Raw genomic sequence first — 16,888 nt, forward strand, 5'->3', positions numbered from 1 at the left:
CCATCTGATTCCCACTATTTTTATGTGCTTTTCTGCCGATTGGTAAAAAAATGTAAGAGTAAAGTAAATTTTTTAGCTGCCGATAGGATCGTGTTGCGGGTTTTTAAGGCAAATACCTTCGGGCCTAAGGGGAGTGATTATGTCGTGGTGGAAAGTCTTTTCTGGAAAAAAAACGATCATAAATTCAACGGCAGCCCCTGAACCCCGGCGCTTGTTGCTGCAGGCGCTGGAGCCCAGAATGATGTTTGATGGTGTTGCCGTCAGCGCAACTACCGCGACCGCTGATGCCACTCACACCGATACGGCATCGCATACCACGGCATCCGTGAGTGTGGCGCATACGGACACCACCACAGCGGCGGCGACCACAACAGCCGAAACCAGCAAAACCACATCTGGCACCACTGCCGTCACATCCAGTTCAACGTCTTCTGCATCCAACACAACAACACAGGACACCAGTAAAACCTCTGCTGCCAGCGTTGTATCCGGCACGAGCAGTGCCAGCGGGCCACAGGTCGTATTTGTGGAGTCGGATGTGAAGGATTATCAATCTCTGATCAATCAATTACCGTCCGGTTATGAAGTGGTCGTGCTGGACAGTTCAAAAGATGGTCTGGCGCAAATCGCCGCCTGGGCCAGTACCCATAGTGGCTACAGTGCGATGCATATTCTTTCACATGGTGAAAAGAATGACCTGATGCTGGGAACGGTGGCGCTGAACAGCGCCAATATAGCGAATTACGAAAGTGAACTGGCGACCATCGGCCAGGCGCTGAGCGCCGATGGCGATATTTTATTGTATGGCTGTAGTATTGCGCAGGGCAGTGACGGTGCCGCATTGATTGGCGCTTTGGCTAAGGACACACAACATGCCGTCGCGGGTTCTACGGATCCCACCGGTGCCGCAGCACTGGGCGGTAACTGGACACTCGAATACAGCACCGATAAGTTACATGTCGCGGCCCTGGATTTAGTGGGCTACGATGGCCTCCTTACCCATCCTACGTCAGGAACAACGCTCTTTGACTCCCTCGATGGCTCTTTAACGGTCATCCCCAATGGCCAGTCATCGATAACGGCGCCTAATTACATGGGGTGGGACTTTACCATGCAGATGAATTCACCATCTGATGGTCAGAACGAAATGATCCTTGTGGAAAAAGATGGTTCCAGTTCAGTGGAAACCGTCGATGCTTTGAGCGATGGTTCTAAGCAAATCACCTACTTTTCGGTTAAACCCAACGATGGTTCTTTGTTTACGCTGAATTCTATTGGCGTGGTGGTTAATGGCTATGATTCCGGTTTTAGCGGGGGAACCGTTACGTTAACCGGTTATCTGAATGGTTCTGCGGTCAGCAGTGCAACGTTAACATTGAATGTTAGTGACATAAACAACAGTGGCAATCTTGTCACATTTAATGTCTCATCTAATTCTGCTTTTCAGGACATTGATTCCTTTCGCGTTACGGCGGCAAATGGCCATACTATTACAGGCTTAATTGGTATTGGCGCGATTAACGCCACTAACTTCCATTTCCCAGGCCCGGTATTAACGACAAGTGGTGGTAGCACAGCATACAGCAGCGGTACTGGAAACGCTGTCGCCATCGATAGCGGTATCACGCTAACCGATACCGCCGCCTCTACGCTGACCAGCGCGACAATTGCCATCACCGGAAACTTTCACAGTGGCGAAGATGTGCTGGCCTTTAGTAATACTAATACCACGACGTACGGCAATATTATCGGTTCTTATAACAGTGCAACGGGCCTGCTGACATTAACCTCTTCTGGCAGCACGGCTACGACAGCGCAGTGGCAGGCAGCGCTGAAAGCGGTGACTTATCAGGACAGCTCTCTGTCGCCAAATACCAGTTCCCGAACACTCTCTTTCACCATTACCGATGCTTCCAGTAATACCAGTAGCACCGTAACGCGTATTGTCACCGTTGCTGCAGATGTCGCGCCTGCTATCAGCAATCTTAATGGCGATAGCGGGACATTTTATGCAGGCGGGACGGCAGTGCATCTGGACAGCGGAACCGCTGCAACGGTCACCGATAGCGATACGACCAGTTTCAATGGCGGAAACCTGACAGTACAAATCACCGCTAACGGCCATAGCGCAGAAGATGTTCTGGGTATCGATACCAGTGGTACGGTGACCGCCAGTAATGGCACGACCGCAGGCAGTGTTATCTCTGTTGGCGGCGTCGCTATCGGGAGTATTGCCACCAACGGTGATGGGATAAACGGCGATAATCTGAGTATTACCTTTAACGCGAATGCGACAGCCAGCCGTGTCACGACACTGGTTGATGCCCTGACCTATTACAATAGCGCCACCACGCCGACAACGGGAAACCGTACAATACAAGTGGTGGTGAATGATGGACGTGGGCAGACCAGCAGTGCATCCAGTGTCACCATTGCTATGAACAATAATGCCCTGGTTACCACCAGCGGCGGCAGTGCCGCTTTTACCTCCGGGGATAATAGCGTTTCAACACCAGTGGTTATCGATAGTGGGCTGAGTATTGTTGATCATGCCAGCAGTACGCTGGCGTCCGGCACGGTATCCATTACCTCGAATTTTCATAGTGGCGAAGACGTTCTGTCATTCACCAATACCAACACGACAACCTATGGCAATATTGTCGCTTCCTATAATGCGGCAACCGGTGTTTTAACACTGACCTCCAGTGGCGCGACGGCGACGATTGCGCAGTGGCAGGCGGCGATGCGGGCGGTCACCTGGACGGATACCGCCGTGACGCCCAATACAGCCACCCGTACTATCAGTTTCCAGGTCACTGATGGCAGCAGCAACAGTAGCCCGGTCGCCACCCGGACGGTCACGGTAACGGCTGTCGATCAGACACCGATAGTGAGCACCAGCGGCGGCAGCGCAGCCTTTACCGCTGGTGATAATACCGCGCCGACGCCAGTGGTTGTTGATAACGGCCTGACCTTAGCAGACCTGGACAATACGACATTCGCTTCGGCAACCGTGGCTATTACCGGCAATTTCCATAGCGGTGAGGATGCACTCGCATTCACCAATAATAATGCCGGGATATATGGCAATATTGTCGGCAGTTATAATAGCGCGACCGGTATATTGACTTTATCGTCAAGCGGGGCGACGGCAACAGTTGCCCAGTGGCAGGCGGCATTACGGGCGGTTACCTGGACAGATTTAGCGGTGACACCGAACACGGCGACCCGGACGGTGGGCTTTACCGTTAATGACGGGACGAAAAACAGCGCTGTAGCGACACGGCAGATAACCGTTACTGCGACAGATCAGACGCCGATACTGACGACCAGTGGCGGCAGTGTTGCCTTTACTGCCGGGGATAACACCCCCTCGACGCCCGTTGTCATCGACAGCGCTCTCACGATCTCCGATATCGATAACACCACACTTGCCAGCGCTACCGTCGCCATTACCGGCAACTTCCACTCCACAGAGGATGTATTGGCCTTTACCAATACCAGCGGCACGACATTTGGCAATATCGTCGCCAGTTATAATAGCGGCACGGGGGTATTAACGCTGACGTCCGCTGGCGCTACCGCGACCCTTAGCCAGTGGCAGGCTGCGTTACGGTCCGTGACCTGGACAGATACGGCAATCACCCCTAATACCGCGACAAGAACCATCAGCTTTAGTGTCAACGATGGCACGAAAACCAGTACCGCTGCGACACGAAACGTGACGGTTGCCAGTACGGATCAAAGCCCTATTGCAACAACATCTGGCCCTGGTACCACGTATCCGTTGGGAGCGCCTGGTACGCCCATTGCGGTGGACAGCGGTCTGACATTATCAGACCTGGATAACGCCACGTTTTCCAGCGCTACCGTCGCCATTACCGGCAACTTCCACTCCGCAGAGGATGTATTGGCCTTTACCAATACCAGCGGCGCGACATTTGGCAATATCGTTGCCAGTTATAATGGCGGCACCGGAGTATTAACGCTGACGTCTGCTGGCGCTACCGCGACCCTTAGCCAGTGGCAGTCGGCATTACGGGCGGTGACCTGGGCTGATGGGGCCACAACTCCCAATACAGCAACCCGGGTTATCAGTATCACGGTGAACGACGGAATCAAAAACAGTGCGACCGTAACGCGCTCTATCGCTATGTCAATTCCCGTACCGTCTGTCACTGGGATCACGGCCGCCAGCGATACGGGGAGCAGCGCTTCCGATGGCATAACCCGCAATGCACAGCCAACGTTTATCGGCACGGCCCAGGCTGGAAGTACCGTGACTGTGTATGTCGATACTGTTTCAGTGGGCACCACAACGGCGGATGGCAGTGGCGCCTGGTCATTTACCCCTTCCAGTGCGTTGAGTGAGGGCAGCCATGCGGTTAGCGCGATGGCTACGCTCGGTAGCGTGAACAGTGTGGTTTCCGCTAATGCATCGGTAGTGATTGACACCACCGCCCCGGCGATCCCGACAGGGATTGCGCTCACCGCAGCCACCGATACCGGCGTGAGCGCCAGTGACGGGGTGACCAATAATCCCCAGCCGACCCTCACGGGGGCAGCCACCGCGGGCAGCCTGGTGACGGTTTATATCGACGGGACGGCTGTCGGCACCACCACCGCGGACGGCAGCGGGGTCTGGCAGTATAACGTCGCGACTCCCCTGATCGACGGTGCGCATACGGTCAGTGCCACCGCCACAGATACCGCCGGTAACGTCAGTGCCGCGGCAACCCCCCGGAGCTTTACGGTGGACACCGCCGCCCCGGCGATCCCGACAGGGATTGCGCTCACCGCAGCCACCGATACCGGCGTGAGCGCCAGTGACGGGGTGACCAATAATCCCCAGCCGACCCTCACGGGGGCAGCCACCGCGGGCAGCCTGGTGACGGTCTATATCGACGGAACGGCGGTCGGCACCACCACCGCGGACGGCAGCGGGGTCTGGCAGTACAACGTTGCGGCACCTCTGGCCGATGGCGCGCATACGGTGAGCGCCACCGCGACAGATACTGCCGGTAACGTCAGTGCCGCGGCAACGCCCCGGATCTTTACGGTGGACACCGCCGCCCCGGCGATCCCGACAGGCATTGCGCTGACCGCAGCCACCGATACCGGCGTGAGCGCCAGTGACGGGGTGACCAATAATCCCCAGCCGACCCTCACGGGGGCAGCCACCGCGGGCAGCCTGGTGACGGTTTATATCGACGGGACGGCTGTCGGCACCACCACCGCGGACGGCAGCGGGGTCTGGCAGTACAACGTCGCGACTCCCCTGATCGACGGTGCGCATACGGTCAGTGCCACCGCGACAGATACCGCGGGTAACGTCAGTGCCGCGGCAACCCCGCGGACTTTTACGGTGGACACCGCCGCCCCGGCGATCCCGACAGGGATTGCGCTGAGCGCAGCCACCGATACCGGCGAGAGCGCCAGTGACGGGGTGACCGCTAATAACCAGCCGACCCTCACGGGGGCAGCCACCGCGGGCAGCCTGGTGACGGTCTATATCGACGGAACGGCGGTCGGCACCACCACCGCGGACGGCAGCGGGGTCTGGCAGTACAACGTTGCGGCACCTCTGGCCGATGGCGCGCATACGGTGAGCGCCACCGCAACGGATACCGCCGGTAACGTCAGTGCCGCGGCAACGCCCCGGAGCTTTACGGTGGACACCGCCGCCCCGGCAGTACCGACAGGGATTGCGCTGACCACAGCCACCGATACCGGCGTGAGCGCCAGTGACGGAGTGACCGCTAATAATCAGCCGACCCTCACGGGGGCAGCCACCGCGGGCAGCCTGGTGACGGTCTATATCGACGGAACGGCGGTCGGCACCACCACCGCAGACGCCAGCGGAGTCTGGCAGTACAACGTTGCGGCCCCCCTGGCCGACGGCGCGCATACGGTGAGCGCCACCGCGACGGATACCGCGGGTAACGTCAGTGCTGCGGCAACGCCCCGGAGCATTACGGTGGACACCGCCGCCCCGGCAGTCCCGACAGGCATTGCGCTGACCGCAGCCACCGATACCGGGGCCAGCGCCAGTGACGGGGTGACCGCTAATAACCAGCCGACCCTCACGGGGGCAGCCACCGCGGGCAGCCTGGTGACGGTCTATATCGACGGGACGGCGGTCGGTACCACTACCGCAGACGGCAGCGGGGTCTGGCAGTATAACGTCGCGACTCCCCTGGCTGACGGCGCGCATACGGTCAGTGCCACCGCCACAGATACCGCGGGTAACGTCAGTGCCACGGCAACGCCCCGGATCTTTACGGTGGACACCACCGCCCCGGCAGTACCGACAGGCATTGCGCTGACCGCAGCCACCGATACCGGGGCGAGCGCCAGTGACGGGGTGACCGCTAATAATCAGCCGACCCTCACGGGGGCAGCCACCGCGGGCAGCATGGTGACGGTCTATATCGATGGTTCTGCTGTCGGCACCACCACCGCAGACGGCAGCGGGGTCTGGCAGTACAACGTTGCGGCCCCTCTGGCCGACGGCGCGCATACGGTCAGTGCCACCGCGACGGATACCGCCGGTAACGTCAGTGCCGCGACGGCGTTTGCAACCTTTACGGTGGACACCACCGCACCTCAGGTGCAGGCAGTTACCGCGCAGAATACGCTTACAGGGGCTCAGGGGCAGGTCGGGTATAACATCTCCTTCACGAAACCTGTTCAGACTTTATCCGCGAGTGAGTTGCAGGCGCTGGTCACGGGCAATGTCCAGGCGAATATCGTTTCGGTTACTCAGGTCAACGCCACGACATGGCAGGCTGTATTAAGTGTCCAGGGCACTGGCACCGTCACCCTGGGTTTTGTGGATAGCACTATTAAAGACATCGCGGGGAACACGTTGTCAGGCTCGCAGGCCAGCGTTCCGGTGTATCAGGTCGTGCCTGCTGTTACACCTGTGACGCCGACAACACCGTCTACCGTATCGCCAGTGGTGCCGGGAAATTCGGCGCCGGCGATAGCACTGCAGTCGCCGCTCAGCGGTTCAATGAAAGGCCTGTTTCAGGAGGCTGCTCCTTCTCCCATCGCGCCCAATATTGTTTTAACAGCGCTCAACGGCATCAGTACGCCAGCGTTAAGTTTGACCGGGGACGGTTTGCTGGCTACAGGAAACGCAACCTTACCGTTAACCCTCTCCGTTACCCCAGTCTTTGGTGAGTTTGCGGTTCCGGGCGGTTCGGCATCGCCTTCTTATATTGGCTCTATTACCAGTAGCCCGACGGCAGCCCTTGAAGTGCGGGCGGATGTGGGCAGTGTAGGGGTCGTATCCGGCCAAAGCTTTAGCGTTTCACTCCCGGCAGGCACGATTTTAACCCGTGAATCTATGGCGAACTTATCGGTGACCGTGCGCCAAAGTAACGGTATGCCGCTGCCTTCATGGATTAAATTCGATCCAGCAACCGGGCGTTTTTCCGGACAGCCACCCGCCGGATGGAAGCAACCCGTCTCTATTGAAATCCGGGTGGTGGATAAACAAGGGCATTCAGGCACCAGCCATCTGGAGCTGAAAGTCGCCGGGCCGCGGGAAGCCACCCCCTCGGCGGGTATTCAGGCATCACCGGGCAAGCCCGGTCTGGATCAACAAATCGCTGCTCAAAAGACCGTTTTTGCAGGGCGACTGATGACGCCTGAAAAGCAGGTGTAATGTTTACCAAATATCTAATGCACTGTTTTTTATAACTAAAATCAATTGATATATTAAGGATGGTAGCATGCAAGGTACGTTATCCGCACAACGTCATCCAGGCCGGTTTGTCCTTCTCCCTGTCGCGGTCGCTCTGCTGCTGTCAGGGTGTATGGTCAAACCACATCCTGTGAGCCTGCAAGAGCGGCAGGCCACCGCCGCCGCCGATAAACAAACGCTGTTTGGCAGCCAGGAAAAAATAACAGCGCCGGTCACTCTGGAAAATGCCATGGCCCGGGCGCTGAAATACAATATGGATTACCGCGTCAAACTCATGGAAGAGGCCATGGGACAACGTCAGTTGGATGTGGCGAATCTGGATATGTTACCCAAACTTGCCGCCTCTGCCGGTTATACCGCCAGGGATAAAGACAACGCCTCTTCATCGCAAAATATCGCCACTGGCGAACAGTCCCTTGCTCCGTCTATCTCAACCGAAAAACAGGACCGCATGGCGGATTTAAGCCTGAGCTGGAACGTGCTGGATTTTGGCGTGAGTTATTACACCGCGCAGCAACAGGCTGATCGCGTTTTGATTCTGGAACAACGTAAACGCCGGGTAGGGCAACAGTTGGTTCAGCAAGTGCGCGAAGCATGGTGGCAGGCAGCAGGTGCGCAGCAGTTACAAGGGCGAATCGATACCCTTCTTGCTCAGGCCCAGTCCGCGCTGGAAGATGCCAGGGAGGTCGAAAGCTTAAAACTGCGTTCCCCGCTGGAAGCCCTGAATTATCAGCGTCAGTTATTGGATGTTATTCGCCAGCTAACGGCGGTGCGCAGCGCGCTGGCTCAGGCAAAACCGCGGCTGGCAGCATTAATGAACATTTCCCCTGGGGTCGATTTCAGTGTCGCGGTATCTGATGATATGCCAGTACCTAAGTTGGGTATCCCCGTCGACAAGATGGAAGATATCGCTCTTCTTAACCGTCCTGAAATGGTGGAAGCGAATTACAGCCAGCGCATCAGTGCCCTGGAAACCCGTAAAGCGATCGCCAAACTATTACCGGGTATTGAGTTAAGCGTTGGGCAAAGCTATGACAGCAATAAATTCCTGACAAACAATGCCTGGGGATATGCCGGGTTACGTGTGAGCTGGAATCTGCTCAACCTGTTTAATGCCGGGCCGATTACCAAAGCGGCCGAGGCGGAAAAACAAGTCAACGATGCCCAGCGCCTGGCGTTGAGCATGGCGGTGCTGACACAGGTGAATATCGCCTGGCTGGATTATGAAGGTAAAACCAAACAGTTTGAACTGGAACGCCAGTTGAATACGGTTGATCAAACGATTTACGAGCAGACACGCCATGCGGTAGAGAGCGGCGCATCGGCACGTTTGCAGGGTATTCTGGCTGATGCTAACGCGGTCTATTCATCATTACGTCTCTATCAGTCCTATGGCGCATTACAAAACGCCTACGGACAAATGGGGGCCAGCCTTGGGCTTGATCCTTTGCCGGAAGATACGCGGGGATATGATATTGCCTCATTGGATCAAGCCTTTAAAGGCGTTACAGCCCGCGTAACTAAGCAAATGGCAGGCGATAAACAATGAAAAAATACGCGCTGTGGTTGATGGCTGGCGTCCTGAGCGCCAGCGCGGCTGGCGCAACGACCGGCTCATCGCCGACGCCGGAGAGCACGCCGTCAGGCAGTAGTGATGGCGGGATTCGTGTCGAACTGCTCTCTCCCCATGCGGTAACGCTCTCCGGCGAAGTCGCGGCGCGTATCGCCGCGCTGAAAGTCTCCGAAGGGGATAGTTTTCGGCAGGGGCAGACGCTGATTGAGTTCGATTGTGCGACCTATCGTGCGCAACTGCGTAAGGCGCAGGCCGTGCAGGAGGCCGCCAGTCAGTTGCTGAAAGTGAACAATCAACTGGCGAAATACAATTCTGTCGGCACCCTGGAGTTGACTCAGGCAAAAGGAAAGCTTGATGAGGCGGCGGCGGATGTCAGCTATATGCAAACGCTGGTCTCAAAATGCACGATCACAGCACCTTTTGATGGGCGTGTTTCAAAGCGACATGCCGCCGCCTGGCAGTATATGACCCCAGGCGCACCGGTTCTCGATATTGTGGCAACCCAGGATTTGGAGTTACGTATGCTGGTGCCGTCAAAATGGCTACCGCGCTTAAACGCCGGTGCCACATTCCATGTGACGATTGATGAGTTGGGGCAGACCTTCCCGGCAAAAATCAAGCGAACAGGTGCGCAAATCGACCCTGTCAGCCAGACCATTCCGGTGATTGGCGTTATCACCGGGAATGCGGAGAATTTGTTACCCGGTATGAGTGGGTGGGCAAACTTTAATTAAGGTTGATATGGAACAAGCGCAACATAACGGGCTGGCGGTACTGCTGCATCTTCTTCATCTGGCGCGAGAAGCGCAAAGTCCGCTACGTCTGGGATTCATTATGGTGAATGAGTCCCGCCAGTTGTTGGTTTATCGCCAGGCGGCGTTCTGGCAGGAGGGGCTGCGCCGTCAGGTTGTTTCTGTCTCCGGGCTTGCGGAAGCTGACGCCACGTCACCCTATTTACAGTGGTTGAGCGGTGTTTTTCGATTTCTTTATCAACACCACCCTGAATTGCCGCCGTATTTGGCGTTAACGGCTGCGGCTTTACCTGAGTCTCTGGCTGCGGACTGGTCTCAGTGGCTACCCGCCCATGCCGTCTGGTTCCCGTTGGGGTCTGCGGGGGCATTACTGTTTGCCAGCGATGAGCCTTGGGATGACGAAACCCTCCATCTGGCCCAGGAACTGATCCACGGCTACCGTTTTGCGCTGGTTCAGCATCTGCCTCACCTGAATAGCCGTCAGAAATTTCAGACCTGGTTGAAAGCGTCGCCGCGTCGGAAATGGTGGCTTCTTGCGCCGCTGCTCCTGTTATGTATACCCGTGCGGATGAGTGTGCTTGCGCGGGCAGAGGTGGTGCCATCGGATCCCGAACTGATTCGTGCCCCCGTAGTTGGGGTTATCGATAAAGTGCTGGTACAGCCGAATCAGGTGGTGCAGAAGGGAACGGCGCTTTTCGCCCTGGACGCAACGGTACTGGCCGGGCAGTTCGCTCTGGCAAAACAGGAGGCGCTGGCGGCAAAAGAGCGCTTTCGGATCAGTGCGCAGATGGCGGTGACCAGCGACAAGAATAAGCTGGAACTGGCTGAGGATAAATCTCGTCTGGCGGCAAAAGACATCTCGGCCGACTATGCCGGAAAGGCGCTGGATAAACTTAACGTGACGGCGCCGGGCAGCGGCGTGGTGGTGTTTTCCGATGCTGAGGAATGGCAGGGAAAAGCAGTTAACGTCGGTGAGAAAGTGATGACCCTGGCCGATCCGGAACATGTGGAGCTGGCGGCCTGGTTACCCGCGGCGGATGCAATTCATCTGCAACCGGGGGCGAAAGTCACTCTTTACCCAAACGCATCGCCCTTTAGCGCCTTTGACGCGACACTGGTAAGAATAGCGTATAAAGCTGAGGTCAGTGATGGCAACGTGCTGAGCTATCGCCTGCAGGCCAAATTCCTTGCGCCAAAACAGACACCCATGATTGGACAAATGGGCACCGCGCGTATTTATGGCGACTGGGTTCCTTTGGGCTACTATGCTCTGCGGCGTCCTTTGACCGCCGCGCGACAGTGGCTTGGGTGGTAGCATGGACAATTTCCTGCTTCCTCCACTGCGTCAGGAACTGACCCTGCATGCCGGGCCGGATCAGCAGGATGGCTCGCCAGGTTGGGTGCTGCACGACCCGGCGGCAAACCGTTTTTTCCTGCTGGGATGGGCCAGTTTTGAGATGCTGTCACGCTGGGGAGCACGGGATGCCGGGCGCCTGATGAAGGCCGTCAATACGCAAACCACATTGACGCTGGATATGCACGATATCCACCACCTGGTGCAATTTCTGCGCGAAAATCAGTTACTGCAAACAGAGTCGAGTGAAGAGTTGTGGCGTTTACATCAGCATCGTCATCGCGGTTATTTATCCTGGCTGCTCAGCCATTATCTGTTTTTCCGTATTCCTCTGGTTCGCCCGGATGCGCTTCTGGCTCGCTTGTTACCCTGGATCAGTTGGGTTTTTCGCCCGGGATTCTGGTGGCTAATGGCGCTGATAACCCTGAGCGGCTTGTTTATGGTGTCTCAGCAGTGGGATGCCTTCACGCATACGTTTTCAAGTTATGGCGGCTGGATGGCGGCGGTAGGGATTGCGGTGGCCCTGAGCGTCGCTAAAGTGGTTCACGAACTGGGACATGCATTTACCGCCCGCCATTTTGGGTGCCGGGTGCCCGCCATGGGGATCGCTTTTTTGGTGATGGTCCCGGTGCTTTATACCGATACCAATGATGCGTGGAAATTACCGTCGCGTCGGCAACGATTATTGATTGGCGGCGCCGGAATGATGGCTGAACTGACGCTGGCCTCCTGCGCGACGTTACTCTGGTGTTTCTTACCCGACAGCCCGTTTCGCGCCGGTATTTTTCTCTTAGCCAGCACTACCTGGCTGGCGACGCTGGCCATTAATGCCAGCCCCTTTATGCGGTTCGACGGCTATTTTCTGTTATCGGATCTGCTGCAAATGCCAAATCTACACGCCAGGTCCTTTGCATTGGCACGCTGGCACTTGAGACGAGTAGTGTTGGGGCTTGATGATCCCGAACCAGAGCATTTCTCTGCTTCACGGCGACGTGGTTTACTCATTTTTGCCTGGCTGACCTGGTTGTACCGCCTGGTCATCTTCACCTCCATCGCGTTTTTGGTTTATCACCTTTTTTTTAAAACGCTGGGGATAATATTACTGATGGTGGAACTGGGGTGGTTTGTGGTGCGACCCTTTGTTAATGAATTACAGGTTTGGTGGCGGCGGCGCCATGATTTACGCTGGGGATTCAGAACCTGGCGCACGTTGTTTTTCCTGACTGTGATAGTGCTTTTTTTAGCCGTACCATGGCAGCGCGGCGTTTCGGTACCCGCCGTGATGGACGCGGCACAATCTCAGGCTATTTATGTGCCGGAGGATGCGTTAGTCGGGCAGGTGAATGTGCATGATGGCGACTGGGTGCAACAAGGGCAGGTACTGGCGGTATTGACGTCGGACAGCCTTGATTACCAGATAGCGCAGGCTAAGGTTATCGCCGCGAATCTGGCCTGGCAGGTTGCTCAGCAGCCTTTTTCAAAGGGGCTTGATGAACAAGGTGCGGCACTGGAAAAGTTGGCGCAGGCCGCTCAGCAGCAAATCGAAAGTTTATTACGTCAGCAAGCGCGACTGACATTAACCGCCCCTTTCGCCGGACGCATAGCGGATGCCAGCGATACGTTAAAGCCTGGCACCGTAGTGGTTCAGGGCGAACGGTTGATGCAAGTTCTGGGTAGAGAGGGTATGCGTGGTGAAGGTTGGGTGGATGAAGATACGGTCACGACCCTGCGCCCTGGCGATGATGCGTTCTTTGTGCCGGACAGCGGTGAAACAAGGGCGATTCGCTGTAAAGTCGGCCAGGTTGACAGGCTTAACCAAACGACGCTTGACCAACCGTTGCTGGCATCGGTGTATGGCGGTGGCATTCCGGTGCAGATTATCAATGAGCGTCTTGTACCCATTAACACCATTTTCCGCGTTCGTCTGGACGCCTGCGAAACACGCCTTTCGCCAGAGCGTGAGATGGCCGGAAAAGTAGTATTACAGAGTGAGCATCGTAGTTTTTTCCAACGTGCCTGGCAGTGGCTGGTGGTCAGTCTGGGTCGGGAGGCGGGGTTGTAATCCGTCTGGAGGCAGGATTTACCTTTCATAAAGGAGTCATGATGGTGTCTAAGCCCGAGGTTTCGAAGTCTATAGATGTATTATCTTTGCGACCTGCACGCACATCGGATATGCCGTTGATTGAGCAAATTTATCAGAGTGCTCGACCTGATTTGCAATGGATTGATGGGGAACAGGCGCTTATAGAGACCGTACGCCAGCAACAGTGGTCTATGATGCAGCAATCCAGCGGTGAACAGCACCCCAATGCCATGCATTTTATGGTGGAGCGCGCAGGTTCGACTGTCGGCACCGTGATGGTCGATTTTGGTCATAATGAGGCAAGGGTGATATTCATTGCTATGTTGCCGCAAGCGCGTGGACAAGGTTACGGACGCCTGATATTACAGCAACTACAGGTTGCTGCCCGTAAAGTCGGCTGCCCGCTCAGTGCTACCGTCTGGCGAATGAATCACGATGCCCAACGGTTATATCTGGCGCTGGGATTTCAGTGTGAGGAACAAGGTGCAGTTGCGGATAAATGGGTGTGGTATCCCTCAGACAGCTAATTATATTGGCGCAGAAATTTTTTCTGCGCCAGGGCGTTAATTAAAAATGAGCTGGAAATAACTGTAAGCAGGATCTCTTCCCATTTCCAGAGTACGGTTGATATTGACGCCTTCTATTTTTAACTCCTGATGCTCAGTGGTTTCAGATAATCGTAAGATGCCATAGACATTCACCAACGGTGTATTTGCCGTGGCCTGCAGTTCTACAATAAACGGAGTACGGGATATATTCCGCTTCGTAGGCATTTGTGCTCTTGGTAGCAATGTGACGGACTGCACTGATAAAGTTAACGCCATACCATTATCAGCATCCATCGTACATGTTTTCCCAATAAAAGATGTAAATAAGTGGCTGTTAATTTCTTCCAGCATAAGATCCTCTGGATATGTTAATCATTGCGCATGGGAAATATTCCGGTGATTGCGATACAGAAGTTAATCGCCAGAAATGGGTTCATGACAGATACAGGGACATTCCCGCCTGTAGGGTTCAGTTGACCCGTAATACTGGTACCGCCGACGTCTACAGGATCTTTTAGTGTGGTTGACCAGATGGTTGCCAGCCCCGTGCCGCCGCCGGAAGCACCAATGAACGGCGCCTGTGCTGAGGGAATACTGGCCGGTGTTGTAGGGTTGGCAGTGCCGCTGGCCTGTAATTTTACCTGTAAAGCGGGGGTATGCGTGTGTGCCGGCATATTTGCGGTCGACAACTGAACATTGGCAGTGCCACCAGTATCGCCCATGTTATGAATAACCGTTTGTAGCTGACCGAAACCAATAGGCATTCGCCCCTGGAGATTCGGCAGGTTAAACGTTGTTGCGCCATCACCACCGTAAAATTTGCCCAACAAAGCGAAAAGCGCCTGATATTGCGAAACTCTATATTGTTGTCCATTGCAGAAATCAAAATAGCTTGGTGCGTAGTTAAAAGCAAAAGGAAGAATTGTTCCCATATAACAGTCCATAACTAACTCCTTATTGATGTTGAAATGTGCAGAGCTGGAAAGATGCGAGAAAACAACATTAAAAGTGTGGCTTGTTATTGCCATTTGTCGAATAATTTACGCTAAAGCATTGCTTTATGAATATTGTACTGTTGCTACATTAAAAAAGTGGGGGTGGTTATTTACATACAATTTGGGCTATTCCGGGAGTTGTTGTATTAAGTAAGAGTGTCAGATTAAAAATAATGATTCGGGGAAAGCATGTTTTTAGCGGATGCTTGTCCCTATAAATAGAAATTATTGACGTTGATCTCATCCGAGTGGCGTTACATAGATGTATGCCTGAGAATGTCTGCCGCCTTACGCATATTAGCCGCTCAGGTCATAGCGGGTCTGAATCGTAATGCTTTGCCCCGGCGATATCCGGCAATGATAATCAGATCGGCGTAGCTATCATGACAATAAGCGCTTATCAGCACTGATTTAGCCGATATCAGATAAATTTGTCTTTAGGTAGTTAAAAGGTAAACCTGGAAATGAAGATCAACTGACCCACTAATGGTGGCATGGCATACGGGCATACGCCGGGAAGAGCGGTTTCGCCAGAGGTCAGGAGTGGTGTATGTGGTGTCCCCTGCAGGAATCGAACCTGCAACTAGCCCTTAGGAGGGGCTCGTTATATCCATTTAACTAAGGGGACGAGGCGGCAGGAGTATAACGTCATTTCGCCTTTGCGTTAAGTGTCCTGCGCCCGAGTGGTTAAAGTGTCGCCAGTCAGCCCCTGTTTTCGGCTGTTTCTTGTTTTGCTTTGGCTTTTGCCTCGGCTTTGCGCTTGTTAATCATGTCATTGCGAATTTGCGCGTGACTCAGTAGCGCGAAGATAAACGTACCGCCGCAGATATTTCCGGCAAGCGTCGGAAGCGCAAACGGCCAGAAAAATTCGCTCCAGTGGATATTGCCATTAAAGATGAGATAAAAAATCTCTACCGCGCCCACCACGATATGGGTAGTGTCGGCCAGGGCGATAAGCCAGGTCATCAGAATAATAACCACGATTTTCGCAGCACCCGCAGACGGGAACATCCAGACCATAGTGGCGATAATCCAGCCGGAAATAATGGCGTTGGAAAACATCTCCATCGGCGAATTCTTCATTACATCCATACCAATTTTAACGAACGCATCGCGCGTCGGTTCATCAAAAATCGGCATATATTCAAAAGCCCACGCCGCGATACCCGTACCAATGAGATTCCCCAGCAGCACAACGCTCCACAGGCGCATCATCAGGCCAAAATTGACCCATGAAGGCTTTTGCATCACCGGAAGTACAGCGGTAACGGTGTTTTCAGTAAAAAGCTGCTGGCGGGCCATGATCACAATAATAAAGCCGAAGGTATAGCCGAGGTTTTCCAGAATAAAGGCGGCCGGTACACCTGCCAGTTGAACGTGAAAGATCCCCTTTGCCAGCAACGAGGCACCCATCGACAGCCCGGCGGCGATGGCGGACCAAAACAGCGCCATGGCATCGCGTTCCAGCTCTTTTTCGCCGTCCTGACGGATATGCTCATGGATAGCCATCGCGCGGGAGGGGAGGCGCTCTTCATCTACTTCAATTTGCTCGCCACCTATTTTATCTTCGCTTTCCACGTCTATTCCGTCGCTGTGTTTGTCGATTTTCTCGTCTTTGATGCCGTCCATATTGCCTCTGTCTACTTGTGGCCCATGGTCTAAGCGTAGCGGCTTTTTTTAGAAGGTCTGGAGGGCTTCCTCCTAATTTGGTGGCGATGGCAGCTATGGTGATATGACTTTGGCGAAGATGAGATAAAATTGTCACGAAACGAGGGGGCAAACTGCGACTATGCTCAATATGAGATTCGCGCGTTGCGTAGACAACACAAGGTGTGCTGATACAATGCCTTGCATGTTTATGACGCGAACCGA

9 protein-coding genes and 1 tRNA gene are annotated in these 16,888 nt (G+C 54.8%); 6 read left to right on the forward strand and 4 right to left on the reverse strand.

The features are described from left to right. Positions 1–238: 238 nt before the first annotated feature. From ACS0RQ_RS07765 to ACS0RQ_RS07790, 6 genes are all read left to right on the forward strand, one after another. Positions 239–7,672 (forward strand): Ig-like domain-containing protein, encoded by a 7,434-nt coding sequence (locus ACS0RQ_RS07765; RefSeq protein WP_334632445.1) that lies wholly within the window; start codon positions 239–241, stop codon positions 7,670–7,672. 67 nt (positions 7,673–7,739) lie between these two features. After that, on the forward strand, positions 7,740–9,260 hold the full coding sequence (locus ACS0RQ_RS07770) for a TolC family protein (protein WP_271850088.1): 1,521 nt from the start codon (positions 7,740–7,742) through the stop codon (positions 9,258–9,260). Beyond that, positions 9,257–10,018 (forward strand): efflux RND transporter periplasmic adaptor subunit, encoded by a 762-nt coding sequence (locus ACS0RQ_RS07775; protein ID WP_334632444.1) that lies wholly within the window; start codon positions 9,257–9,259, stop codon positions 10,016–10,018. Before ACS0RQ_RS07770 ends, ACS0RQ_RS07775 begins: the two co-directional genes overlap by 4 nt. 7 nt (positions 10,019–10,025) lie before the next feature. Further along, positions 10,026–11,351: an efflux RND transporter periplasmic adaptor subunit gene (locus ACS0RQ_RS07780; protein ID WP_271850090.1), complete on the forward strand. Its 1,326-nt coding sequence runs from the start codon at positions 10,026–10,028 to the stop codon at positions 11,349–11,351. Between the two features lies 1 nt (position 11,352). After that, positions 11,353–13,452, forward strand: coding sequence for a site-2 protease family protein (locus tag ACS0RQ_RS07785; protein WP_271850091.1), 2,100 nt, complete (start codon positions 11,353–11,355; stop codon positions 13,450–13,452). A 38-nt stretch (positions 13,453–13,490) separates the two neighbouring features. Further along, the gene (locus tag ACS0RQ_RS07790) at positions 13,491–14,000 is read left to right on the forward strand and encodes a GNAT family N-acetyltransferase (protein WP_271850092.1); all 510 of its coding nucleotides are present in this window, start codon (positions 13,491–13,493) and stop codon (positions 13,998–14,000) included. 36 nt (positions 14,001–14,036) lie between these two features. Here ACS0RQ_RS07790 and ACS0RQ_RS07795 read toward each other — a convergent pair whose 3' ends face one another. The 4 genes from ACS0RQ_RS07795 to ACS0RQ_RS07810 form a co-directional block, all read right to left on the reverse strand. Next, on the reverse strand, positions 14,037–14,372 hold the full coding sequence (locus ACS0RQ_RS07795) for a hypothetical protein (RefSeq protein ID WP_271850093.1): 336 nt from the start codon (positions 14,370–14,372) through the stop codon (positions 14,037–14,039). Between the two features lie 17 nt (positions 14,373–14,389). Further along, positions 14,390–14,965 (reverse strand): phage tail protein, encoded by a 576-nt coding sequence (locus ACS0RQ_RS07800; RefSeq protein WP_271850094.1) that lies wholly within the window; start codon positions 14,963–14,965, stop codon positions 14,390–14,392. Positions 14,966–15,569: 604 nt separating this feature from the next. Beyond that, positions 15,570–15,644 (reverse strand) — tRNA-Arg (locus ACS0RQ_RS07805). A gap of 74 nt (positions 15,645–15,718) precedes the next feature. Next, positions 15,719–16,645, reverse strand: a complete 927-nt coding sequence (locus tag ACS0RQ_RS07810; RefSeq protein WP_271850095.1) for a formate/nitrite transporter family protein — start codon at positions 16,643–16,645, stop codon at positions 15,719–15,721. Positions 16,646–16,888 lie beyond the last annotated feature (243 nt).

The organism is Phytobacter diazotrophicus, from assembly GCF_052061655.1.
Taxonomy (GTDB): domain Bacteria; phylum Pseudomonadota; class Gammaproteobacteria; order Enterobacterales; family Enterobacteriaceae; genus Phytobacter; species Phytobacter diazotrophicus.

Coding starts and splice junctions, on each gene's coding strand:
- ACS0RQ_RS07785 (WP_271850091.1), top strand. CDS start 11,353: ATGGACAATTTCCTGCTTCCTCCACTGCGTCAGGAACTGACCCTGCAT.
- ACS0RQ_RS07790 (WP_271850092.1), top strand. CDS start 13,491: ATGATGGTGTCTAAGCCCGAGGTTTCGAAGTCTATAGATGTATTATCT.
- ACS0RQ_RS07775 (WP_334632444.1), top strand. CDS start 9,257: ATGAAAAAATACGCGCTGTGGTTGATGGCTGGCGTCCTGAGCGCCAGC.
- ACS0RQ_RS07810 (WP_271850095.1), bottom strand. CDS start 16,645: ATGGACGGCATCAAAGACGAGAAAATCGACAAACACAGCGACGGAATA.
- ACS0RQ_RS07780 (WP_271850090.1), top strand. CDS start 10,026: ATGGAACAAGCGCAACATAACGGGCTGGCGGTACTGCTGCATCTTCTT.
- ACS0RQ_RS07800 (WP_271850094.1), bottom strand. CDS start 14,965: ATGGACTGTTATATGGGAACAATTCTTCCTTTTGCTTTTAACTACGCA.
- ACS0RQ_RS07765 (WP_334632445.1), top strand. CDS start 239: ATGATGTTTGATGGTGTTGCCGTCAGCGCAACTACCGCGACCGCTGAT.
- ACS0RQ_RS07795 (WP_271850093.1), bottom strand. CDS start 14,372: ATGCTGGAAGAAATTAACAGCCACTTATTTACATCTTTTATTGGGAAA.
- ACS0RQ_RS07770 (WP_271850088.1), top strand. CDS start 7,740: ATGCAAGGTACGTTATCCGCACAACGTCATCCAGGCCGGTTTGTCCTT.